Raw genomic sequence first — 23255 nt, 5'->3', positions numbered from 1 at the left:
TCTTCTATACATAAGACATTCGGCTGGCAATTGAAACAGCTTCTGTGCTGGATTGCACACCTAATTTGTTAAAAATCACTTTTTTGTGATGATTCACGGTGCATTCCTTGATCTTTAATTTCAAAGCAATGGCTTTTACCGTGAGGCCTCCGGCTATCATCTCCAGAATGGTTAACTGACGCTCGGTGAACTCCACCGCCGGTTTGTCGCACACTTCAGCAGTCTGTTGACTCTGGCAACAGTTCTGCATGTACGCTGGAATTAACTTGGCAATGGCAATCAGTTCACCTTGCATATCTGCATTAATGGTGGACACATCCAGATAACCTACATGTTGCGATCCCATGAACAGAGGTGCGGCGTAACAATGCCAGCTTTGAAAATAAGGACTTTCATGCTGCTCGGGCAGCAGCACTACAGGCTCGTTGCTGTCCATCGTTACAGATATGGCGTTAACTCCACAGCTCTGTGCAGTGAAGAACATGCCCGGACGAATGGGGGAATCTTCTACTACAGCTTTAAGATCTGAACTGTAATTCATCGAGAGGAGCACACCGTTGCTATCTGTGAGTAAAAAAAGATAAGTGCCCGTTAAATTCTCTTGGATAACCGAGATACTGTTCTGGAATGCATGAATCAGGAAATGATTGATTTTACGAAGCCTGTCCAGACTGGATTTTGGTAAATAGTCGAACGGAGCCGTTCCTGCTGTATGTGAGCAAGTCGGAGACTCTTCGTGTCGTGAGGCAAATGTAATGGCAGGCATGTTGTTTCCTCCTTGCTGCACAGTTCTCATCCAATCGTTTGAATGACGTGTCCTTCCTGGTCCTTGATTTCTGTTCTAACAATCTGAACGAGAATATGATCCAATGAAGTTATCTCGAATGTTCCTTCAAACGGGCGAAGGTTCTCTGCCAGCTCATCAACAATTTGTTTGTTCACCGTCAGGGTAACTTGTCTGTCCGACTCCAATACGGCTGGATGTTCTCCTGCTTCGAACAGAATATTAGTATCCGGTCCGATCAAGGATAGAGAGGCACCTTTCGAAATTCGGCTACGAAGGATGGTGCCAACTAGTACGGCTTGTTTGGCTCCAAGCTGGAGTTTGGCCGGAACCGATTTTTGCAGCAATTTTTTGCGAGGAGATTCCCAAGCCAGTTGTTGTATGAATAAAAATGCTGTGCTGGACCCGTCCTGCTCCATTCCATCCTCAACCGCTTGTATAACCGAAGGAATATCTGCGTACGAATTTCTCATCAGATCCGTCACATATTTGGGCATGAACATGGAGGAGGCAGACAGGAAGCCACGAGCATTCCAACTTTGAATCATTTCCAGTTCCCGACCTGTAATGCCAACCATCTGAATAAATTGCACTGAACCATTAGGCGTAGAGATCGCGGGTAGATCCGGGTCTTCAATAAACGAGAGAGCTGTCAGCAAAGTATCGGATTCCAGACAGATGGGGCCATTGGCGTCCATGTAATCTCCTGGCTGAAAGATATTTCCGCTGTTGAACACGTATCGTCCTACATTCTGTAGCAGATTCATCGCCCAGGCTGGCGGATCAGTCTCTGCTTCACTGCGTGTAAGCCGAAAGGTGAGCTCAAATCCATACCCGCTCTTGGATGCATCCTGCATCTCTTTTTCATATAATTCAGAGAAACCGTAGGTAACAAAATGCCAGTGAGGCATAGGTGTGTTCACCTCATAAACGCTGATACCATCAAGTGGATCAGGGCCGCCTAGCATATATGGAAGGGCAGTGCCGTAGTGTTTTGGCTCTTGTTCCCCATACAATTCACGCATGGATTGATCAATCGCATCCCAACCGGATGTGTTTTCTTCCTGAGTCATTATTGAATCCTCCTTGACTGTTCTTTCCCCCGAAAAACATTTAAAATTAAGTCTACCTGTTACAGAAACGGATTCAAGCGGCTTAAGGATGAATTGTGTCAGATAGGACTTCGGTGTTATTAATTGCAATCCAGGGAGTGAAATTACATGAGTATGAAAGGTATCTATTTAAAGGAGTTTAATCAGGCAAGCTGGGACTCATTTTCCGAATTGTTCGAAGAACTTGGACAACAGATGGACCCTGCGTGGGTAGAACGTGCGCGATTACAAGGGATTCCGGCAGATATAAGTCGGGTGCTTTTGTGTGAAATGGGGGAGTACGCTTTTGAATGGATGGCGAAAGATATCCCGGCTTTAGGGGACCAAAGTCCCGCTGTTTACCTGGAAACGGAGGAAGGAGCGCAGGCATTAAGGGCAGCGATTATGCGTATGCCGCGTTAATTTTTTCGATGGTGAGAGTGTGTGAACGATCATATGATCCAGTGAAGTTGATTTTGCAAAATAGATATGTTACGCTTACATTACAAGAGCAAACACAACAGAATATGCAATAACATCTTTTGATGGATTGTAACTGTGAAGACAGGCAAAACCTAAACTGATGGTGAAATGAAAGCTCCTTTTTTTGGTGCTATTTTACCTTGAGTTTAGGTTTTTCTTGTTTTCTGCTCTAAATCACACCATTTTTTACCTGGAAAAACCAAAATAAATTTCGAAAAGAGGTTGTTGTTCATGACCACGGCAAAAAAAGGATTCCCCGAAAACTTCCTATGGGGCGGCGCTACAGCTGCCAATCAATTGGAGGGTGCATTCGATAAGGACGGCAAAGGCCTCTCCACAGCGGACATGATCGCTCATGTTCCCAAAGAGAAGCGTACAGGCGGACATGCTATGGAAATTTCCTCTTCCCGAATCGAAGAGATCCTCTCCGGCAAATTTGAAGAACGTTTCCCGAAACGTTTTGGTATCGATTTCTACCATCACTTTAGAGAAGATATTGCATTGTTCGCTGAAATGGGCTTCAAAGTATTCCGTTTGTCCATTCACTGGGCACGTATTTTCCCGAACGGTTATGATCAAGAGCCAAATGAAGCAGGCTTGAAATTCTATGATGAAGTATTCGACGAATTGTTGAAATATGGCATCGAGCCGCTCGTTACATTGTCTCACTATGAGACACCGCTTGGCTTGACGCAAAAATATAACGGTTGGGCTGGCCGTGAAGTAATCCAGCACTATGTTCGATATGCAGAAACGGTGTTCAACCGTTATAAAAATAAAGTGAAATACTGGCTGACGTTTAATGAAATTAACGTAATGCTGTTCAGCCCATACACTGGCGGCGGCATTCTGATCGATAAAGTGGACAACAAACTGCAAACCACTTATCAAGCGCTGCATCACCAATTTGTAGCAAGTGCATTGGTAACGAAGCTTGCTCACGAGATTATGCCTGGATCCCAAGTGGGTTGTATGCTTGCTCGTATGGAAACTTATGCAGCAACATGTAATCCGGTAGATGTTCGTCTGGCTCAACACGAGAATCAGATTAACCTCTTCTTCACGGACATGCATGCTCGTGGTAAATACCCGAACTACATGGCTCGTTATTTTGAAGAAAACGACATCGTGATCCAAAAAGAAGCAGGCGATGACGAGATCTTGCTGAACAATACCGTTGATTTCATCTCCTTCAGCTACTACATGTCCGTAACCAAATCTGCATCTGCAGACAAGGAAGAAACATCGGGTAACCTGACTGGCGGCGTGAAAAACCCTTATCTGGAAGCATCCGACTGGGGCTGGGAGATCGATCCGATCGGTCTGCGCGTAACCTTGAACAACTTCTGGGATCGTTACCAGAAACCATTGTTCATCGTAGAAAATGGTCTGGGTGCATATGACCGTGTTGAAGAAGACGGTTCGATCCATGACTCCTATCGTGTGGATTACCTGAAAAAACACATCGAACAAATGAAAGAAGCCATCAAAGATGGCGTCGATCTGATTGGATTTACAGCATGGGGCCCGATTGACCTTGTGAGCATGTCCACTTCCGAAATGTCCAAACGTTATGGTTTCATCTACGTGGATCTGGATGACGAAGGTAACGGAACACTCAAACGTTCCAAAAAGGATTCATTCGACTGGTACAAAAACGTAATCTCCAGTAATGGTGAGCAACTGTAGTTCTCACATTTTCTGAGCGGGCAAACCTGATATAACAGTTAGTGTTTAATGGAATTTAATGTTCCTGAGGGCCTGCTGATTAGCGTTTGTCCGCTTTTTTATGTGCTGCAAACATTACATATGGAGGGATATCTTTTGAAAAGATGGAACATGAACACAAAAAGTATGGGATGGATGCTTGCCCTGACACTAAGTCTGAGTGTGATCTGGCCAGCAACCGTTGGTGCGGAAAGCAACCAGGTTACTCGAATCCAGGCCAATACCTATGTTGGTGATCCTGGAGAGATGGTAGAGTCCTTTGACATTACTGTAGCAAATCCGGAGAAATATCAGAATCTGAAAGCTTCAGACTTCGAAATTACTGGCAATTATGATGGCTATCCTTTAAATGAAGCGGAAGAGATCATACAGAATGAGTATGAAGATGACGGGATAAAATTGACGATTCAGGATCATACCATCCATATGGAGGTCGAGCCGTTTAAATATCCTGGAGGTATGATTTCAAAATTTAAGGTTACGAACAAAACGTATCCAGAGCTATCTTTTGATGAGACCAATGTGGATAAGGTTGTTACCCGAACCGTCGATGATTTTGAAAAAGGTACGTACACGGGCAGCAACGGTGAAGCGTTGTCTTACCGTCTGAAGCGTAGTCCTTCCACCAACGCACAACCGCTTGTCGTATGGCTTCATGGCGGGGGAGAAGTAGGTACGGATGGTAGAAGTCATCTTACGGCTAATCGTGGAGCAGTAGTCTGGACAGAATCGGGGTATGATACTTCCGTGCTTGCTGTACAGTATCCCGAGAATTACAGTTTCAAAATTTACGATAACCCTGAACAACTGGCTAAAATGAAAGCATATTTTGTTGCACAATATGAGTTAATCCAGAAGCTGGTTGCTGAAGGTGAAGTTGATCCGAATCGGATCTATCTGTCTGGTGTTTCCAGTGGCGGTGGTGGTGCCTTCCGTTTCTTGACACAATATCCTGATCTGTTTGCTGGAGCGTTTATTGTAGCGGCCAAGGATACGGTAGCGGATTATACCGGATCTGTAGAAGCATTCAAAAAAGAACTGAAAGATATTGTGGATGTCCCAGTATGGATTATGCATGCCAAAAATGATCCAACCACTGACAGCCGGACAAGCTCTTTGGCTTATCAGGCTTTGACTGAGCTTGGAGCCAAGCATGTCAATATGACGCTGTATGACGATGCATACATGGATAGCCAAAGACTGTATGGTGGCATGAAGCATTGGTCATGGATACCGGCTTTTGACAATAAAGAAGTACTTGCCGACCTGTTCCAACTAAGCAAAGGTACTTCAGGGGAACAGGATGGAGGTAACATAGAGCAGGAAACAAAACCGACTGTGCCTGTGACAAGAGCGCAGATCGCCCTCGTGCTTGCCGACAAGTTAAATCTTCCTGAAGTATCCGAATCTGCTTACCCGTACACAGATTCTGCTCCTGAATGGGCTCGTCAGGCCATCGCAACAGTGACTAAGGCAGGATTGATGAAAGGTGTCAGCAATCAGATATTTGCCTCGGGAGAGGAAGTAACACGTGTACAGATGGCAGTGATCGTAGACCATATTTTGACGAGTCGCGGCTGGAATGATGCAGACGAGTCAACTGTAGTATTGTTCAAGGATTTGAATGATAAGCATTGGGCTTATGAAGCCGTTCAAAATAGTGCCAAAGCCGGTATTATGTCCGGTATGTCCAAAGATCAATTTGAGTCATCGAAGTCGGTTACAGGTGCTCAGCTGGAGCTGATTCTGCAACGATTGGAACAATTGCCAACAAACTAAGTTCAATAAACAACTTTATAATGATAAATAATGAGAGGAATGATTGACATGACAACACCATTTCCGAAAGACTTCCTATGGGGCGGCGCTGTAGCAGCCAACCAACTTGAAGGAGCTTATAATACAGATGGTAAAGGCCTGTCTGTTCAAGATGTAATGCCACACGGGATTACAACGCCTAGAACGGAAGCACCTACAGAAGATAACCTGAAACTGATCGGTATCGATTTCTACAACCGCTACAAAGAGGATGTTAAACTGTTTGCTGAAATGGGCTTCAAAGTGTTCCGTACATCTATCGCTTGGTCCCGTATCTTCCCTAAAGGTGATGAATTGGAGCCAAATGAGAAAGGTCTGCAATTCTATGATGACCTGTTCGATGAGTGCCACAAATACGGGATTGAACCACTCGTAACGATCTCTCATTATGAGACACCGCTGCATTTGTCCAAAACATATGATGGCTGGGTTAACCGTAAAATGATCGATTTCTACGAGCGTTATGTAACAGTGCTGTTCAACCGTTTCAAAGGCAAAGTGAAATATTGGCTGACGTTTAATGAAATCAACTCCATCCTGGAGGAGCCATTCATGAGTGGCGGCATCTATACACCAAAAGCAGAACTGTCCAAACAGGATCTGTACCAAGCAATTCATCATGAATTGGTAGCCAGTGCCCTGGCTGTGAAACTGGGTCATGAAATTATGCCTGAAGCCAAAATCGGCTGTATGGTACTGAGCATGCCTACGTATCCGTTAACTCCGAACCCGGATGATGTGGTTGCAGCGATGCATGCGGAACAGCGCAATGATATCTTTGCTGATATCCATGCACGTGGGTATTATCCGAAATACATTAATCGTTATTTCAAAGCGAATAATATCAATATTAAGTTTGAAGATGGCGATGCTGAAATTCTGAAGCATACCGTAGACTTTATCTCGTTCAGTTATTATGTAAGTATCTGTGAGACTGGTGATCCCGAGAAACGTATCGAAGGAAAAGGAAACCTGTTCGCAGGTGTGCAAAACCCTTATCTGAAAGCGAGTGAGTGGGGCTGGCAGATCGATCCGCAAGGACTGCGCGTAACCTTGAACAAATACTGGGACCGTTATCAAAAACCATTGTTTATTGTCGAAAATGGTTTGGGCGCAGTCGATGAGCTGATTACGGACGAAAATGGCAATAAAACGGTGAACGATGATTACCGTATTCAATACTTGAATGACCATCTGGTACAGGTGGGCGAAGCTCTTGAGGATGGCGTAGAAGTGATGGGTTATACGTCATGGGGCTGTATTGACCTGGTAAGTGCTTCAACGGCAGAGATGAAGAAACGTTATGGTTTCATCTATGTAGACCGCAACAATGACGGTTCAGGAACATTGGATCGTTACAAGAAAAAATCATTCCATTGGTACAAGGAAGTTATTAGTACAAATGGCGCAAGTCTTAAGAATAACAACGAGTAAATACTAGTTCTATAAGCATAGTTGTGCAAGCACCTTCTGATGTCACATTAACGCACATTAACCGCTTTCACAAAAACATTGTCATATGGATAATTATATGGTAAGATGGGCCTAAGGCTAATGAATACTGGATTGTTACTGTTCAATCAGGCAAAACCAGAAGCGGGGCATATTTCGTGACCTGCTTTGGTTTTGCCTTTTACTACTTTGACGGTGCAAGGTGATGTGAAGAAATGAAAATTGAGAAGGTGCTGAACAACAACGTAGTTACCGTAATTGATCCGGGAGGAAACGAACTGGTCGTTATGGGACGTGGAATTGCCTTCAAAAAGCATACTGGTGAATCGATTGACGAGAGTCTCGTCGAAAAAATATTCTCGCTTGAAAGTAAGGAAGTATCACAGAAACTTAAAACACTTCTGTCTGATATCCCGGTTGAATATGTCGAGTGCTCGGATGAGATTATCCGTTATGCCGAGACGGTGTTAGGTGAGAAGCTGCATGAAAGCATCTACATTTCACTGACGGATCATATTCATTTTGCCATTGATCGACATCGTCAAGGATTGCAGATCCGTAACGCATTGTTCTGGGAGATCAAGCGCATGTACCGGAAGGAATATGCCATTGGACTCAAGGCGCTACAGATTATTGAGGAAACGTTAGGTGTCCTGCTACCCGAAGACGAATGCGCATTCATTGCAATGCATCTGGTTAATGCCCAGATGAACGGTGAGATGAGGGAAACGATCAGTATTACGAACATCGTTAAGGACATACTTAACATCGTAAGACGTAGCTTTGTGATTGAACTTGATGAAGATTCATTGAGTTATTATCGGTTTTTAACTCATCTGAAGTTCTTTGCCCAACGTGTATTGCAAGGAACGGCGATTGAAGATAAAGAAGAAGATAACCCGCTTCATGACTTGGTGAGCAAGCAGTATCCGGAAGCACATGCATGTGCCGTAAGGATCAGTGACTATACGCGTAAGATTTATAATCGGGTGTTGTCCAAGGAAGAAATACTGTATCTGACCATTCATATTGAACGAGTTGTCAGAAATGAACAAACAATTGAATAAAGTTGGGATTGTTACTGCTAAAAAGGCAAAACCTAAACGTTGAATAATGATAAGCTTTTCTGCTTTGTCATTATTCAGTGTTTAGGTTTTTTTTTAACCTTCATTACACATAAAAGGAGCAAAACACAATGGATAAACAACAATTGTCCAAGGATATTTTGAAGCTTGTTGGTGGCGAAGAGAATATTGATCAAGTCACACACTGTATGACAAGACTCAGATTTAACCTGAATGACAACCAAAAAGCGGACAAAGCGACGCTAAAAAATACACCAGGCGTTATGGGCGTGATGGAGAACGGTGGGCAGTTCCAGGTTATCATCGGTAACGATGTGCCTATCGTGTATAACGCACTCGTTGGCAACATGTCCAAATCACCAACCGCAGATAATGCAACCTCAAACGCTTCAACTGGGGAGAAGAAAAAGAGAAATCCGATAAGTGCGCTGTTCGACTTCATCTCAGGTATGTTTACACCAATCCTGCCTGCAATTACGGGTGCAGGTATGATCAAAGGTATCGTGGCCATCTTTGTCGCACTTGGGTGGTTGTCCGACACTAGTTCAACCTATATCATTTTGTCGGCGATTGGTGACGGTGCATTCTACTTCCTGCCGATCATTCTGGCAATCAGTGCTGCCCGTAAACTGGGTAGCAATATGTATATTGCCGCAGCGCTCGCAGCAGGGATTATGCATCCGACCATTACAGCACTGCTGGCGGATGGTCACAACTCATCATTTATGGGGATTACAGTCATAGCGGCAACGTATTCTTCTACAGTTATTCCGATTGTTCTGGCAGTTTGGATTGCTTCATATGTAGAGAAAGCCGTTGATCGTGTAACACATGCTTCACTTAAACTCTTGGTTGTTCCAACAGTAACCCTGTTAATTATGGTTCCACTGACGTTGATGACAGTAGGTCCATTGGGTACGGTTCTTGGTAATGGTTTGTCCGGTGGTATTTCATGGTTGTTCGATAACATGTCCATCTTCGCAAGTATCCTGATTGGTGGTACGATGTCACTGCTGATCATTACAGGTATGCACTATGCGTTGCTGCCAATCGTTGTTGGTTCAATGACAACACTGGGTTACGACTTTATCATTCCACTGATGTTTGCAGCTAACTTGGCACAAGGTGGTGCAGCATTTGGTGTAGGTCTCAGATCGAGAAATAGCAAAACCAAATCCCTCGCATATTCCACAGGTCTTACGGCTATCATGGGGATTACGGAACCAGCGATGTATGGTATCAACATGAAGTTCAAAAAACCGTTTATTGCAGCCCTTATCGGGGGAGCGATTGCTGGTGGGTTCATGGGTATCTTCAATGTTAAATCGTACGTTATTACAGGACTTGCAGGTCTGCCGAGTGTGGCAGCGTTTATCAGTCCAGCAATTAGCACACTGCTCTATGCTCTGGCTGGTGGTTTGATTGCCATCGTAGCTGCGGCAGTACTGACGTACATTCTTGGGTTCCAAGAAGAAAATGCATCGGAGCCAGTAGCTGCACCAGCAGCTGAGCCGGCAACACCAGCAGCAACAACTTCTGCTGCTGTAACTGAAGAAGCAAAAGCGCAAGATGAGCAAGTATTCAGCCCGATCACAGGTGAAGTTAAACCGCTGAGCGAAGTTCCAGACCCTGCGTTCTCTGAAGAGATTATGGGTAAAGGATTCGCGATTCAACCATCTGAAGGCCGCGTCGTATCTCCGATCAACGGAACCGTGTTCTCGTTATCGAAGAGTGGACATGCCATTGGTCTGGTAAGTGATACAGGCGCAGAAATGTTGATTCATATCGGGATTGATACAGTGAAGTTGAAAGGTCAGTTCTTCTCTCCTAAAGTTCAAGCAGGTGCAAAGGTATCTGTAGGTGATGTACTGATGGAGTTTGACCGGGAACAGATCGAAAAAGCCGGTTACACAACGATTACACCAGTCATTATTACAAACATGCATCAGTATGAGTCCATTGAGTCTGCTGGTCGCACTACGATCAAAGAAAAAGACTTGTTGTTCACAGCTAAAGCTTAACCATAAAATGAAACAGCAGCTTCACCGGAATGTAATCCGGTAAAGCTGCTGTTTTTTGCTTATAGCCTTTTACACCACGGGAAGCATTCCCTGAACCAGTTGTACAAAGTGTTGTGCAGGCTTGGACAGATAACGGTTCTGCAACCAGACCAGCGCCGAGCCAACCGTGGAATGCTGATCCTGGATACGATATACGTGGAATGGGTGCTCGTGATATAGCTGTAGTACCGTGTGAGGCACGATGGAACTGGCGAAGCCGAGTCGGACCAGCTCGAGCAACATATTAATGTCTGAGCACTCACCCATGATGGAGGGGGTAACCTGATGCTCCCGGAACTTGTCCAGAATCAACTCGAACATGCCGAGTCCCTCTGTACTTGGAAGCAGTAGGGGGATACCTGTAAGCTGCTCAAAATAAGTCCCCATCTCCACTCCTGGTCCCATCTCTGTCGGACTATCAAGCGGTGTTGAAGAAATATAGAAAAGGGGCTCCTGTGGCAGATGCAGCACCTCATAACGTTCAGTCTGTACAGGCATGCGTACACAGGCAAGTTCAACTTTGCCATCTTCCAGCAATCGGCATAATTGCGCAGATTCATTTTGTTGAATTTTATAGGTAACCTGTGGATGTGTGGTGCGAAACTGTTGCAGTGCTTGCGGGATCAGGCGATCCGATATGGTATTGATGCCGATGGCGAGTTTGCCCCGTATGCCGTGACGGAAACTTTGCATCTCCATTACAGCTTCCTCCATATATTTGGTCAAGGTAACTGCATAATCATAGAAGCTGCGACCCGCCTGCGTTAGCTCCATCATGCGCCCTTTGCGTTCAAACAAAATTACGCCAAGCTCTTCCTCCATTAACTTAAGCTGCTGACTTAAGGGTGGCTGAGCCATGTGAAGTCTTCGGGCTGCTGCTGTAATCTGTTTCTCCTCAGCAATGGCAATGAAATAGCGACATTGTTTGATATCCAAGTGGTTGTTCTCCTTCGCCTGCAATGTATATGTAATTCGTATGGAAAGGCAACAAAACATGTATTTTTAATATACTACGATCTTATGTTACCATACATTAGATTTGCATACCTGACTAACAGGGTTTGGTTTCTATATGAATATTACTGCATGAGAAAGACCTTGAATTGGAGGATAAAACAACGTGGTTAGAACAATACATGATGCTGCTCAAGCGGGCCATACCGATGAGGTCATTCGATTTATCACACAACAGGGTAGCCGGTTGAATGAACGGGATGCATTGGGGCGAACACCTCTGCTGGCTGCGGTGCACGGTAACAAGATAGACACGGCAAGGATGTTAGTGGACGCCGGAGCCGACATTAATCTTCGGGATGCACGATTGGACAACCTGCTGTTATACGCGAGTGCTGAGGGTATGTATGACATGGTCGAATTGGCGATCACAGCAGGTGCAGATACGAGGTTAACGAATCGTTTTGGCGGCACAGCCCTTATCCCAGCAGCGGATCGGGGCCACGTGGACATTGTGGAGCTTCTGCTGACACGCAGTGATGTGGATGTGAACCATATCAACAACCTGGGGTGGACAGCCTTGCTGGAAGCGGTCATTTTGGGAGATGGTGGGCCGCGTCACCAGCAGATTGTTGCCTTGCTTTTGCAATATGGTGCAGATCCAAAGATCGCGGATCGGGACGGGATTACACCGCTTGCACATGCGAGCCGGAATCGGTATGCCGAGATGGAACGACTACTAACCCAAGCCTGAAGAGACTTATACATTTATGAAACAGACAGTGAAAGGATATTCCAAACGAATGAACAGACATCAAGAGCATTTTTTACAAAAGAATATGAAGGACGTATCATCACTGATTTTGGCAGGTATACAGTGGTTTTTCTTCCTGTTTACCAATACCGTTGTTGTTCCGCTATCCATTGGACATAATTTTCATCTGTCTCCGGATGCCATCGCTGCCTCCATGCAGCACGCATTTATCCTTACCGGAGCAGTGTGCATTCTTCAAGCCGTATTTGGTCATCGATATGCGATTATGGATGGTCCGTCAGGATTATGGTGGGGATTGACGCTAAGTTTGACGGTATCTGCTTCATCGGCCGGTATGAGTCTGGAGCGTATTGGCGGTGGGCTGGCTGCAGGTTTTCTGTTAGCGGGATTAACGATGGTGATTCTGGGTTGGCTGGGAGCAGCGCAAGTGCTGCAAAAGCTGTTCACACCTATGGTGAAGAGTGCCATGTTGTTCTTAATGACGATTCAATTAACCATGAATTTTTTCAAAGGTATGATTGGATATACGGAGTTTGGCCGATTCGATCTGCCTGTTGCCGCATTGTCCGTTGTCATTGCATTTTTGGTGGCATGGATTCAATTAAAGGGTAGGGGGAAATTGGGGAACTACGCGATCCTGATTGGGATTGTGGCAGGCTGGATCGCTTATAGTCTATTGTTTCCTGGACAGCATAGCGGACAGCCTAATCAGGCCCCGGCTGGACTCGAACTGTTTCCGTGGGGAGCACCCAGATGGGAACCGGGTATTGTCATTACTGCATTTTTCGTGGGGTTGGTGAACATGACGAATTCGATCACCACATTAAGCACAGTTGAGAAACTATACCGGACAGAAACAACAAGCCGTCAGTATAGGCATTCCTATGCACTAACGGGTCTGTTCACGATGTTGTCAGCCTGTGTAGGTGTGCTGCCCTTTGGTTTATTTGCATCATCGATCGGATTCCTGGAGAGTACTCGCATTCTGCGTCGTGCTGCCTTGATAATTGGAGCGGGGATGTTATGTGTGATAGGTCTTACACCTTCAGTGACAGCATTTTTTGCACAAATACCACCAAGCGTCGGCAGTGCGGTTTTGTTCGTGGCTTATCTTCAGATGTTCGGCACGGCACTAAGAACGCTTGAAGGTACAACGTTTAATTCTAAAACGATCTATCGTGTAGCGCTGCCGGTCCTCACGGGAGTTGCAGTCATGAATATTCCTGCTGAGGCCTTTCAAACCTTGCCCATGTACCTCATTCCGATCATAAGTAATGGTCTCGTCATTGGGGTATTGGTCTCACTGGTTCTTGAAAAAACCGTGAACTGGTCCAAAATGGAACAACCAGCGACAGTAAGTAAAGCGGCATAAAGAGTTTCACTTGCGACAGTCCAATTTGATTGGGCTGTTTTTTTGTTTTTTGTTATCAGGCTATATGGCTATTTCACGATAATTTTGCCTTGTCCTGCAAGCATTCGCATCTCTCTAGATAGACGGTCCTGGTTCCCATCCTGCATTTCGAGTTGAACACCATAGTGCCATGAGGTATTTTTTTCTTGACCCCAACGGAGAGTGCCTTCCATATATAGAGGGTCTTCAAAGAGCAGCATATTCATTCCAATCCGAATATCGTTATTCTCTACAGGAAGGGATAGCGGAAATGACAGCTGACAGCCGGATCGACTGATGTCACAGAGTTCAGCCTGAATGGGCTTGGCTGGTGCGTTAACCCCGTTGATGCTGAGAATATAGATCTCAAAGTGGATCGGTTCCTTCAATGTGTATCGAAAGGGTTCTTTTCTATTGTTAATTGACATGGCTTGGCTTCCTCCATCAGGTTCAAAAAAAGTCAGTTATGCTTATATCGACCATTTGGAGCGAGAAATGAAGAGTTGCGCAAGCAGAGATGGTCCGTGGGTTCCTTTTACACGTGCATCAGGCTTGATATAATGATGGAATATATTTCTGAGGTCAGACTTGGATCAGACAGAAGGGACGGGTGAATATGAGAGGAACATTTCAAATGGTTACAGATACGGCAACATTGTGCCTGTATGATCTGGCAGCGTTAAAACATCGGCTTGAGGATACTTCGGACTGGTGGTCCATTCCAGTGGATGAGCTGGCTGAGGTGAATGCAGGTCATTGTCTGTTCTTGAATCTGGGTGCGGATGGAGTGTATGAGGTGGAATGGAGCCTGGAGGATGTGGAGGAGGATTCAGATCCAGATCACGCAGCGGAACGGGAAAAGGTGTATCATCTGCAAGTTCCGTCTGGGCACGTCTATCTGGGAGCGGCGGATGATGTCACTGGCGGTGAATTGGAGCCGGATGAGACGTGTGAAGGGGTTCTGTTTCAGTTAAAGCCGGGAAATTATGCGTGTATCGTCTCCAGAGAAGCCAGTCGGATCACCATTGTCATGACACCAAGTATTCAGGGAAATAACACGCTGGATGAATTAATCCGGATATAGTGTACATATACGAACAGGAGGGATTCATATGCAGGAATGGAACGAGATAACGATGATGAATGCAGATGCCCTGCGTAAACGGATGAGAATACTCGCTGCTTTGGATATCATTTTTTCGGAGGAAGAATGGCTACGCGTTCATCATTATGAAGATAAAATTCAGCCAGGTCTGGCATGGGGAAACATCAATAACGGCGCAGGTGATCATCTGCATGTCTTGTTTACGAACTCAGGCACGTTGATCAAAGGATTTGATCATGAGTCACCCTTGAGCCCACATGCTCGTGAGGACGGAGAAATCTATCCGGGCATGTACGATGAAGTGCCGGAGGCCTTGATGGCTGTACTGCGAGATCATGAGGAAACGTTGGATATGGAGGATGTGACCTTTTGCCTATGGCAGGAAGGGAACGACTTGCCATGGAAGGTTGGTAACTGGATTCAGATGGCGATGGCCAAGGAAGACAAAGCGGACGCCAGAGGTGGCGCAGAATTTTTACTGGGATATTTGGAAAAAAACCCGGAAGATTACGCTGATTGGGCCAAAGGGTACTATGACTTGCCGGATCTGCCGTTGGAAGCCGTAGCTGAAGTATATGAAGGAAAACCGGTGACCGCCAGACTGATTAAGCAGTTGTGTCCTGAGCGAGATGTGGCAGCCACACTGGGTGAGTTGCAGCAACGCGGGTACCCCGTCGAACAAACTTAACAGAGTAAAGAAGGGAGGTAGGGAAGCCATGTACAAAGTGCAACTGGAGCGTATGCGTGAAAAGTTGATCACTCTCCGAAGTCTGGACCCGGATCTGGAGCTGTTTGGTGCAGAAAACCATGAATATGAAATGGCACCTGTATGGACGCAGGAGGATATCGCGCAATTTGAACAGAAATGGCGAATTGAGTTGCCGGAGGAGTATAAGGTATGGCTTCTTCATATGGGAGCGGGTGGTGCAGGACCTTATTATGGTCTGGAAAACCCGGATGACGGCGTATACGCTGTGCTTGGTTATGATGATGAGCTGAATGAAATCTCGGACCCTTTTCAATTCACGGAAGCATGGAACTGGAACTATGATTGGTTTGATGACAGCAAGGAAGAAGAGGAATGGGAAGTGATGGAACACGAATATCTTGATCCAAAATGGTCAGCAGGCATGCTGCGCATCAGTGATTTTGGGTGTGGCATCTCCATGAATCTGATCGTTAAAGGAGCTTCCTACGGAGAAATCTGGGTTGATGACCGGGCTAACCGAAATGGAATATATCCTGATCAGTATTGGGGTAATACGAATCGACTGCATTTTCTGGACTGGTATGAGTTGTGGTTGGATCGTTCGATTCATCAAATGCACGAACAAAAGCAAAATTCTGAAGCGAACGAAGTCTGAAGGAGGTTGTACATATGGGCTGGGAATATGGAATCAGAGCAACAGAGCCTGTGATTTTACCTGAAGTTGTGAAGCGTCTGGCAGGTGCATTAACGTTTACCGACATGTATAGTTTGGAACACCAAACCAAAGGCTTTGTATTGGAACGTGAAGATCCTTCCTGGCCTATAGCTCTTGAAGTGTGCATAGAAGAGGCCTCTGGTTTAGAAGAGATTGTGGATGGGGAATTGTATATCTACTGTTTGTTCCATATCTGGGGTGAAGAGGGGCGGAGCTGGATGCAACAGATGGAGCAAGAAGGCAGGCAGGTTGGTGGTGGATTAATCTGGTTTGAACTCTGATCGGTAGAAGATTTGCCTGAAACAGGAGGAGCATATATGGCTAAAAAATCAAAGAAAACAATTCCTGCGCTCATCTATCAGTATCAAGGTCCACAGCGGAATGTGGGTTTTGTTTTATCCCCTTTATACATAGAAGAATCGGTTGAAGTAGAGATGGAAGACATGCTGTTCATATATAATGAAGACTTTGACTACATTCGTCCTGCATTGGATCGCGCATTTCCCTTAACTGACCCGCGAACTGGAGAAGAGATGAAGACATTTGATCCCTGCTGGGAGAATCCGATTACAAAGGAAGTGTGGGTGGGGATTTTATCAGAGTTGGATCAACAGGTGGTTGCAGAGCCGGAATTCCGGATGTTTTTGAATCAGTTCACAGCTTGGGTGAGGAACCATCTGCAATTGGCTGACGGGATCGAAGTTACCGGCAACTTGTAAGTTAGTTGATCTTGGATTGTCATGCGTGTACGTAATTCAGTATACCTGCGGCAGAAGTGCTATGTAATCAAGCTCCCTCATGATGATGGCGGAGCTTTTTTTGATGAATAAAAACCGTTTGCTTCACTCACCCGTCTTATACCACAGAAAGAGAGAGAAGGAGGGATGCGGGGTGGAAACAAAAGCAGAGATAAACCAGAGGATCTATGTGCAGACCGAAGACGAGACGGCATTTGTGCAATCCATTATGGAACATCAAGATACGCTCATTTCTATTGCCTATAGCTACCTGCGTAACCGGCAAGATGCGCTGGAAGCTGTGCAGGAGATGACGTGCCGGGCTTGGATCAAACGTCGTACGCTGAATAATGAGAAGGCGTTCAAGTCGTGGATCATTCGGATTCTCATCTATGTCTGCATCGATGAACAGAGGCGCCGCAAGCGGGCGACACCTCTGGCGAAGGAGGATATGGAGGACAGCATTCCGGCATCTTGGATGATTAGTGTTGACGATAATCGAATCGCTATGGAATCTCTTTTGCAAAAGGTGAAACCGAAATATCGCCATGTACTACTGCTGAAATATTATAACGACATGACACTGACGGATATTGCCTCGATCCTTGGCAAACCAGAAGGGACGATCAAGACCTGGCAGCACAAGGGACTCCAGCAGTTGCGCAAGTTGATGAAGAACAGGAGGGATTGGCATGACCACTAACCCGGAGGAGAAAGCACTTCTTGCAGACGCATATCAGGTGAAAAGAGAGAAACAGCAGTGGAATCCGGCGGACACGACTGCTGCGATTCAACGTGGTATCGCAAAGGCCAGAACAAGACGATCAGGTAGGATCGTTCGTGTCAAATGGATTACGGCAGTGCTGGTCACGGTCCTTGCTGCAGGTTGGTTTCTTACGGGCCCGCTTGGAAACTATGGGCAACAACCGGCAACATATACTGAGCCTGTCACCCATTGGGGTGTACTAGAGCCCTTTCGTGGCCTGCTAACTTCGGATATGGATAGTGCCACGATTACTTCAACGCTAAATCATGATTATGTGCAACTCGTGGATCGGACGGTTACATCGGGCATATATCAGTTTACCGTGAATGCGGTTCTGGCAGATGAGAACAGGATAACGGTATTGTATACCGCCAGAACGGATGCTTCGCAAGAGATTTATTCGATAGTCAATACCAAGATGACGGATGCAAGAACAGGTTATGTCCTTGATAACGGAAATATAGGAGGTATGCATTTTTCGAAGGATAAGCATACCATTTATGGCCGGAATACAATTGAGCGTAATCGAAATAAACCGCTCCCTGAGCAAGTGAATCTTCAGTTCCAGCTTTCTTCCGTTGTTCCAGATGTGGTGGGAAATTCAGAAAAAGGGGAAAAGGAACGGAAATATAAATATTCCAAAAAAATGAATCTTTCTTTTGCACTGGATCCCAAATTCTCTATCCCCAAAACGGAAATCATCAACGTTAATCGGACCTTTACCGTTGGAGGCTATGAGGTCTTATTGTCGGAGGTGGAGATGTCTCCGCTAGTAACGCGGGTCAAATTTGTCCATGCACCTGATCAAGAGATGGACTACAAAACGAAGTTGTCGCTCAACGAGATCGTTTGGCCTATCGAAATCATTTCGATCTCCAGGAATGGGAAGCAGACCAAGTTATCCATGGTAGGCGGGAGCGGAACGGAAGACGGAATGATGTATTCTTTCAGCAGCAATCTGCTGGACAATCCGGAGTCAATGATATTAATACTTCGTGGCAAACCAGATAAGGTCTACGATGATTTACAAGAAGCCAAGAAGGATGAACTGAAAATCAAAATCAAATAAGATGAACTAACTGGAATAACTCTTATTCGAATTGGTAGACGTTAGTGAAGTAAGTGAAGGGATGTCCCGCAAGGTCGTAAGCCTTGTGAGACATCCCTTCTTAAATATGACAAGCTGCTGATCTTATACAGTTAGAATATCTACTCCCAGAGCTGGAAGGGTCAACTTCTGATTCAATCTCTCGCTAGTCAACAAGCTATGATAAGGAACGTCCAACGTAATCTCTCGTTGCTCATTCGTCAAATTGATCAGGAACAGGAAGTTCTGCTCCCCCTTCGTTCGAATCGAAAGCTCGACACCTTCCGGAAGCTGGATCTCGGGCGTCAACCCTTTTTCCTTCAATATGTCTTCAAACAACTGATAGAAATACGATGGCTCCGGCCAAGTGCCGACATAATACACTTCACCTTCACCAAGCTTATTGACAGTAATCGCCGGTACACCCTCGTAAAAGTCGTTGTCATACCAGGCGATCGGCTCTGCACCTCGCAGTTCCAGTAGATCACACCATTGCTTCGCAGCGAAAGTCTTGCCCTCCGCGTTCCGTATCCGATGCTCACTGTTGCCGATGGCATCATATTCACTTACGACAACACCCGCCGCTTCACCCAGTAGCCCCGGAAGAGGCAGCATCTCACATACATTCCTCATGTTCTTCACGCCAGTCCGATTGGTAAGGACAACCGTACCACCCTTGGCTGCGAATCGCTCCAGCCGCTGTGCTACTTCTTCACTTAACAGGAAGAGGGAAGGGACAATGACCAGCTTGTACCCATCGAGCTCCTCAGTCCAGTTGATAACGTCTGTACCTACACCCATTTTCAGAAATGCATTATGCATAGAGGAAAGGTTGTCTATATAGTGCATTCCCCCTTCCGCCTGCGGCTGAAGGGAAAGCGCTGTGTGCTGATCATGCGAATGCAGAATAGCAACCTGGGTAACAATGGTTGAGTCGGCGAGCATTTCTCCTAACCGGTTCACCTCGCGAGTAAGCTCTGCAAACTCCCTGAACCTGCGTCCAGGAACATTGCTGTGGTCGATCAGCCCATGCCAGAACTGTTCCGCTCCGACGGTTGCACTCCGCCAGCGGAAATGGACGACCATATCCGCACCGCGGGCGATTGTCTGCCAGGAGCGAGCTCGGATCAGTCCAGGATACGGGGTGCGCTGAATCGGCATCCAGGCGCCCTGCGCTCCGCTGAGCTGTTCCATTACCCAGAAATTCCGGCGTTTGATGCCGCGAACCAAGTCCAGCGTAAGCGCTCCGTTCCTCGGAAACCGATCGCCATAATCGCGATACAGCTCATTCGGATAATAATCAACAGAGACGAAGTCCAATTCGTTGTGCATATCATAATAGTCCAGGCTATTCGGATATTGCCACATGTTATGCGTCACGAATTGATCTGGACAGTTACGGCGTAAAATCTCAAGCTGCCATCCCAGCAGATAGCCTACGCTGTCAGAACAAAACCGCTTGTACTCCAGAAGATAAGAAGGATTCATCGGTTTGCTGGCACCGAGTGGCGTTGTTACCTCAGCCCAGCTGCTGTACTCACCACTCCAGACGACCGTACCCCACTCCCGGTTCAACTCCTCCAGATTGGAATAACGCTTTTGCAGCCAAGCGACAAACGAACGATTACATGTATCACAATGGCATTCCTGGTAGTGCATCTCGTTATCGATTTGCCAGCCAATAACGGCGGGATGCTTACCGTAGCGCTGTGATATCGCTTCCACAAATTTGGAGCCCAGCATTCTCAAGGAAGGGCTGTTGTTGCAACGATGTCCACGCACACCTGGCCGAATGATGTGGCGTTGTTCATCCATGGGCAGCACATCCGGATAACGGGTTGTCATCCAGTTTGGCGGGGTATTGGTGGGAGTGCATAACACAATTTCCATACCACGCGAAGCGAATACTTCTATAGCCGCATCCAGCCATTCAAACTGATAATTACCCTCAGTCGGTTCCATTCGGCTCCAGGCGAACTCCGCCATTCGCACAACTGCAACCCCTGTCTGTTGCATAAGTATGGCATCTTTCTCCCATAACTCCGGGGTCCATTGCTCTGGATAATAATCAATTCCGATCTTAATTGTCATCCTGTGATCTCCTTTATTTATCAATATATTGCGATTATATGTTATATTAATTCGAGTGAATATCTTAAATAATTAATATAATATAACAATATTAAGATCAGGAGAGTTAGTCGTATGCCTCATCCCAATCGTAATTTTCCGGTGTTATCTGCCCGAGACAAGCTGCTCCCTTTTTATTTACTTGGCATCGGCCTGCATCATGAACAGGAGCATATCCGCCGAGACCAAGGCATTGAGGATTATCAGTGGATACAATGCCGCAGCGGTGTGGGTAAGCTCAAGTTAAGTGAAACGGAACATATCGTCAAGCCAGGTATGGGCATGTTGTTATTCCCTGGACAGAAGCACGAATACTATGCGCTATCCGACAGTTGGGAAGTCGACTGGATCATTTTCGATGGCAACGGGTCAGCAAACTTATTTGAAACCGTGGGCATTGTCGACACATGCGTATACACGCTTGCACAACCTGAATACCTTCTATCCCGAATGCGGGAGCTGCTGCAAGCTGCCTTAACACCACAAGAGCAGACATTAAGCAATTACGCCTGCTCCGCTGTCCTCTATACCTTATTGACAGAGATTATTCAACGCGTATCTGTTGAGGGCAGCGATACCGTCGGACAGCAGTATGAGCGAATAAAGCCGGTTCTGGACTATATTGAACAACATTATGCTGAAGAGATTACTTTGCCAACGCTTGCTGGATTGATATGTGTCACACCAGAATATTTCTGTCATTTGTTTAAGAAAACGACAGGTATTCGTCCCATCAGCTATGTTAATCAGGTAAGAGTCAACAAGAGCAAGGAACTGCTGCTCGATAATGTGCAACGCGGGATGGAGGATATCGCTCGTCAAGTCGGTTTCGAATCGACCAGCTATTATGGAGCCATCTTCAAGAAGCTGGAACGAATCACACCTGGCGCCTTCCGCCGTAGCTATCAGAAGTCGTGACATATTATTATTCGCAAGCGAATGGTTTTTCGTCAGAGGCTTTAGGATCTGATCCGAGGGCGGATCGGTTCCTAGTTGTATCACATAGTACTCGTTAATAGAGCCGCTAATTAGCGGCTCAATTTTGTGTGAACGAATGGCCTGGTTTTATGTTTTTTCACTATATCTGATCTGCTGTTGCATAAAAATGATAATTATTGTCTTTTTGCAATTTTTGTATTGTCACAGCCAAAGTTACACGATATAATCGAGTTGTCTTTGAGGATAATATTATAAAGGATGGTGAAATTTTGAAGAAATTTTCGATGCTTTTACTCGCTGTAACTCTATTGTTGTTAACTGTCTCCACAGCCCCGTCTACATATGGTGCGGCCAGTTATCCAAACACAGGTACGAACGGGTTGACTGGTTTTGCAGGCAGTGCCAAGAATGAAAATGGTGTATCCAAGTCAGCTACGACAGGTGGCAAGAACGGTCAGGTGGTTTACGTTAGTAATCTCAATGACTTGAGAACACATATGGCGGGCTCTACAGCCAAGATTGTCGTCGTTGAACAGAATATTTCTTCCTCCACGCTGCAAAAGGTTGAATTCGGAGCGAACAAGACACTTGTAGGTTCCTTTGGCAAACATACATTAACGAATATTCATTTCAGATCCACAAGCAGTTCAAACAATGTGATTTTTCAGAATCTGACTTTTGAACACGCTTCCAATATTAATGCCAATGATGATATCCAGATGTATATCACTTCAGGCTCCAATTACTGGATTGATCATGTGACGTTTGCTGGTCACAGCTACAGCTCTGGCGGTAGTGATCTGGACAAACTTCTGTATATTGGCGATCGCGCCGACTATATTACGATTAGCAATTCCAAATTTGCGAACCATAAGTATGGCGTCATCCTCGGTCATCCAAATGATGGTAACAGCAGTTACAATGGAGTACCTCATGTGACGATGTCCAACAATTACTTCGAAAATTTATATGTACGTGGTCCTGGGCTTTTAAGATATGGTTACTTCCATCTCAAAAACAATTATGCAAACAACTTTAATCAGGCCATCACAATTGGTGAAAAAGCACGGATTTATTCCGAAAACAACTACTTTGGTGCTGGCGCTGAAAAGGGAGGCATCCTGGATGACAAAGGAAAAGGTGAGTTTACGGATACGGGCAGTACACCAGCGCTTAATAGTCCGATTTCTCCTAAAACGAACTGGAGACCAAGCTCCAATTACAGTTATCAGGTAGAAAGTGCCAGCTACGCGCGTGAGTTCGTCACCAAGTATGCAGGCTCCTCCAATACAACACTTGTATTCGGAAAGTAAGAGCTGCTACACATCGATTCATGACCAAAAAGGCCTGTCTTGTGCGTCACAACGCATAAGACAGGCCTTTTTTTATTTGTAAAATGATATGCTTACATATCATTTTACATTTCATATTCATTTTAAATGTTGAA

22 protein-coding genes are annotated in these 23255 nt (G+C 45.6%); 17 read left to right on the top strand and 5 right to left on the bottom strand.

Annotation, left to right across the window (positions count from 1 at the left end; translation table 11 throughout):
* Positions 1–4: 4 nt before the first annotated feature.
* The gene (locus EL84_RS28580) at positions 5–766 is read right to left on the bottom strand and encodes a LuxR C-terminal-related transcriptional regulator (RefSeq protein WP_047843905.1); all 762 of its coding nucleotides are present in this window, start codon (positions 764–766) and stop codon (positions 5–7) included.
* Between the two features lie 26 nt (positions 767–792).
* Positions 793–1857, bottom strand: coding sequence for a suppressor of fused domain protein (locus EL84_RS28575; protein ID WP_047843904.1), 1065 nt, complete (start codon positions 1855–1857; stop codon positions 793–795).
* A 147-nt stretch (positions 1858–2004) separates the two neighbouring features.
* Here EL84_RS28575 and EL84_RS28570 point away from each other — a divergent pair, with 147 nt between their 5' ends.
* The 6 genes from EL84_RS28570 to EL84_RS28545 all read left to right on the top strand — a co-directional run bounded on the left by EL84_RS28570 (position 2005) and on the right by EL84_RS28545 (position 10462).
* Entirely contained in the window at positions 2005–2298 is a 294-nt protein-coding gene (locus EL84_RS28570) for an antitoxin Xre/MbcA/ParS toxin-binding domain-containing protein (protein ID WP_053061637.1), read from the top strand.
* 291 nt (positions 2299–2589) lie between these two features.
* Complete coding sequence (locus tag EL84_RS28565) at positions 2590–4047, top strand: glycoside hydrolase family 1 protein (protein WP_036668687.1); 1458 nt, start codon at positions 2590–2592, stop codon at positions 4045–4047.
* A gap of 135 nt (positions 4048–4182) precedes the next feature.
* Positions 4183–5865 (top strand): S-layer homology domain-containing protein, encoded by a 1683-nt coding sequence (locus EL84_RS28560; RefSeq protein ID WP_047843903.1) that lies wholly within the window; start codon positions 4183–4185, stop codon positions 5863–5865.
* Positions 5866–5913: 48 nt separating this feature from the next.
* Entirely contained in the window at positions 5914–7338 is a 1425-nt protein-coding gene (locus tag EL84_RS28555) for a glycoside hydrolase family 1 protein (RefSeq protein ID WP_036617361.1), read from the top strand.
* A gap of 233 nt (positions 7339–7571) precedes the next feature.
* A complete protein-coding gene (licT, locus tag EL84_RS28550) occupies positions 7572–8423 on the top strand; it encodes a BglG family transcription antiterminator LicT (protein WP_036668684.1) in 852 nt (283 codons plus the stop codon).
* Positions 8424–8551: 128 nt separating this feature from the next.
* Positions 8552–10462: a beta-glucoside-specific PTS transporter subunit IIABC gene (locus EL84_RS28545; protein WP_047843902.1), complete on the top strand. Its 1911-nt coding sequence runs from the start codon at positions 8552–8554 to the stop codon at positions 10460–10462.
* 69 nt (positions 10463–10531) lie between these two features.
* On the opposite strand, the gene EL84_RS28540 is transcribed toward EL84_RS28545, so the two are convergent.
* Positions 10532–11437: a LysR family transcriptional regulator gene (locus tag EL84_RS28540; RefSeq protein ID WP_036668680.1), complete on the bottom strand. Its 906-nt coding sequence runs from the start codon at positions 11435–11437 to the stop codon at positions 10532–10534.
* A gap of 184 nt (positions 11438–11621) precedes the next feature.
* Between EL84_RS28540 and EL84_RS28535 the strand changes: the two genes are divergently transcribed.
* Positions 11622–12209, top strand: a complete 588-nt coding sequence (locus EL84_RS28535; protein ID WP_036668679.1) for an ankyrin repeat domain-containing protein — start codon at positions 11622–11624, stop codon at positions 12207–12209.
* 49 nt (positions 12210–12258) lie between these two features.
* A complete protein-coding gene (locus EL84_RS28530) occupies positions 12259–13602 on the top strand; it encodes a uracil/xanthine transporter (RefSeq protein ID WP_235431600.1) in 1344 nt (447 codons plus the stop codon).
* Between the two features lie 68 nt (positions 13603–13670).
* Here the strand turns inward: EL84_RS28530 and EL84_RS28525 are convergent, their stop codons facing one another.
* Positions 13671–14048: a PilZ domain-containing protein gene (locus EL84_RS28525; RefSeq protein WP_036617371.1), complete on the bottom strand. Its 378-nt coding sequence runs from the start codon at positions 14046–14048 to the stop codon at positions 13671–13673.
* Positions 14049–14236: 188 nt separating this feature from the next.
* Here EL84_RS28525 and EL84_RS28520 point away from each other — a divergent pair, with 188 nt between their 5' ends.
* The 7 genes from EL84_RS28520 (at position 14237) to EL84_RS28490 (ending at position 18721) form a co-directional block, all read left to right on the top strand.
* The gene (locus EL84_RS28520; protein ID WP_036617374.1) at positions 14237–14704 is read left to right on the top strand and encodes a DUF6386 family protein; all 468 of its coding nucleotides are present in this window, start codon (positions 14237–14239) and stop codon (positions 14702–14704) included.
* A 28-nt stretch (positions 14705–14732) separates the two neighbouring features.
* Positions 14733–15413, top strand: coding sequence for a hypothetical protein (locus tag EL84_RS28515; protein WP_047843901.1), 681 nt, complete (start codon positions 14733–14735; stop codon positions 15411–15413).
* A gap of 28 nt (positions 15414–15441) precedes the next feature.
* Positions 15442–16089, top strand: a complete 648-nt coding sequence (locus tag EL84_RS28510) for an SMI1/KNR4 family protein (protein WP_047843900.1) — start codon at positions 15442–15444, stop codon at positions 16087–16089.
* Between the two features lie 14 nt (positions 16090–16103).
* Positions 16104–16430 carry a hypothetical protein gene (locus EL84_RS28505; RefSeq protein ID WP_047843899.1) on the top strand — a complete coding sequence of 109 codons (327 nt, stop codon included), beginning with the start codon at positions 16104–16106 and terminating at the stop codon, positions 16428–16430.
* A 36-nt stretch (positions 16431–16466) separates the two neighbouring features.
* Positions 16467–16868 carry a hypothetical protein gene (locus EL84_RS28500; protein ID WP_047843898.1) on the top strand — a complete coding sequence of 134 codons (402 nt, stop codon included), beginning with the start codon at positions 16467–16469 and terminating at the stop codon, positions 16866–16868.
* Positions 16869–17040: 172 nt separating this feature from the next.
* Positions 17041–17589 (top strand): sigma-70 family RNA polymerase sigma factor, encoded by a 549-nt coding sequence (locus tag EL84_RS28495; RefSeq protein ID WP_235431599.1) that lies wholly within the window; start codon positions 17041–17043, stop codon positions 17587–17589.
* Positions 17579–18721, top strand: coding sequence for a DUF4179 domain-containing protein (locus EL84_RS28490; protein WP_047843897.1), 1143 nt, complete (start codon positions 17579–17581; stop codon positions 18719–18721). The genes EL84_RS28495 and EL84_RS28490 overlap by 11 nt, the downstream gene beginning before the upstream one ends.
* A gap of 123 nt (positions 18722–18844) precedes the next feature.
* Here EL84_RS28490 and EL84_RS28485 read toward each other — a convergent pair whose 3' ends face one another.
* Positions 18845–20830: a beta-galactosidase gene (locus tag EL84_RS28485; protein ID WP_082219153.1), complete on the bottom strand. Its 1986-nt coding sequence runs from the start codon at positions 20828–20830 to the stop codon at positions 18845–18847.
* Between the two features lie 114 nt (positions 20831–20944).
* On the opposite strand from EL84_RS28485, the gene EL84_RS28480 reads away from it, so the two are divergent.
* Both EL84_RS28480 and EL84_RS28475 read left to right on the top strand, forming a co-directional pair.
* A complete protein-coding gene (locus tag EL84_RS28480) occupies positions 20945–21787 on the top strand; it encodes an AraC family transcriptional regulator (RefSeq protein WP_047843896.1) in 843 nt (280 codons plus the stop codon).
* 290 nt (positions 21788–22077) lie between these two features.
* Positions 22078–23121 carry a pectate lyase gene (locus EL84_RS28475; protein WP_047843895.1) on the top strand — a complete coding sequence of 348 codons (1044 nt, stop codon included), beginning with the start codon at positions 22078–22080 and terminating at the stop codon, positions 23119–23121.
* Positions 23122–23255: the final 134 nt, after the last annotated feature.

Source organism: Paenibacillus sp. VT-400 (assembly GCF_001029205.1).
Classification (GTDB): domain Bacteria; phylum Bacillota; class Bacilli; order Paenibacillales; family Paenibacillaceae; genus Paenibacillus; species Paenibacillus amylolyticus.
The sequence above is the reverse complement of the archived record's forward strand: the minus strand, read 5'-3'. Positions and strand labels throughout refer to the sequence as shown.

Bases quoted from the DNA above. Each gene is read 5' to 3' on its own strand.
- EL84_RS28580 (WP_047843905.1), bottom strand. From the start codon at position 766: ATGCCTGCCATTACATTTGCCTCACGACACGAAGAGTCTCCGACTTGC.
- EL84_RS28575 (WP_047843904.1), bottom strand. From the start codon at position 1,857: ATGACTCAGGAAGAAAACACATCCGGTTGGGATGCGATTGATCAATCC.
- EL84_RS28570 (WP_053061637.1), top strand. From the start codon at position 2,005: ATGAGTATGAAAGGTATCTATTTAAAGGAGTTTAATCAGGCAAGCTGG.
- EL84_RS28565 (WP_036668687.1), top strand. From the start codon at position 2,590: ATGACCACGGCAAAAAAAGGATTCCCCGAAAACTTCCTATGGGGCGGC.
- EL84_RS28555 (WP_036617361.1), top strand. From the start codon at position 5,914: ATGACAACACCATTTCCGAAAGACTTCCTATGGGGCGGCGCTGTAGCA.
- licT (WP_036668684.1), top strand. From the start codon at position 7,572: ATGAAAATTGAGAAGGTGCTGAACAACAACGTAGTTACCGTAATTGAT.
- EL84_RS28545 (WP_047843902.1), top strand. From the start codon at position 8,552: ATGGATAAACAACAATTGTCCAAGGATATTTTGAAGCTTGTTGGTGGC.
- EL84_RS28530 (WP_235431600.1), top strand. From the start codon at position 12,259: ATGAACAGACATCAAGAGCATTTTTTACAAAAGAATATGAAGGACGTA.
- EL84_RS28525 (WP_036617371.1), bottom strand. From the start codon at position 14,048: ATGTCAATTAACAATAGAAAAGAACCCTTTCGATACACATTGAAGGAA.
- EL84_RS28520 (WP_036617374.1), top strand. From the start codon at position 14,237: ATGAGAGGAACATTTCAAATGGTTACAGATACGGCAACATTGTGCCTG.
- EL84_RS28515 (WP_047843901.1), top strand. From the start codon at position 14,733: ATGCAGGAATGGAACGAGATAACGATGATGAATGCAGATGCCCTGCGT.
- EL84_RS28510 (WP_047843900.1), top strand. From the start codon at position 15,442: ATGTACAAAGTGCAACTGGAGCGTATGCGTGAAAAGTTGATCACTCTC.
- EL84_RS28505 (WP_047843899.1), top strand. From the start codon at position 16,104: ATGGGCTGGGAATATGGAATCAGAGCAACAGAGCCTGTGATTTTACCT.
- EL84_RS28500 (WP_047843898.1), top strand. From the start codon at position 16,467: ATGGCTAAAAAATCAAAGAAAACAATTCCTGCGCTCATCTATCAGTAT.
- EL84_RS28490 (WP_047843897.1), top strand. From the start codon at position 17,579: ATGACCACTAACCCGGAGGAGAAAGCACTTCTTGCAGACGCATATCAG.
- EL84_RS28485 (WP_082219153.1), bottom strand. From the start codon at position 20,830: ATGACAATTAAGATCGGAATTGATTATTATCCAGAGCAATGGACCCCG.
- EL84_RS28480 (WP_047843896.1), top strand. From the start codon at position 20,945: ATGCCTCATCCCAATCGTAATTTTCCGGTGTTATCTGCCCGAGACAAG.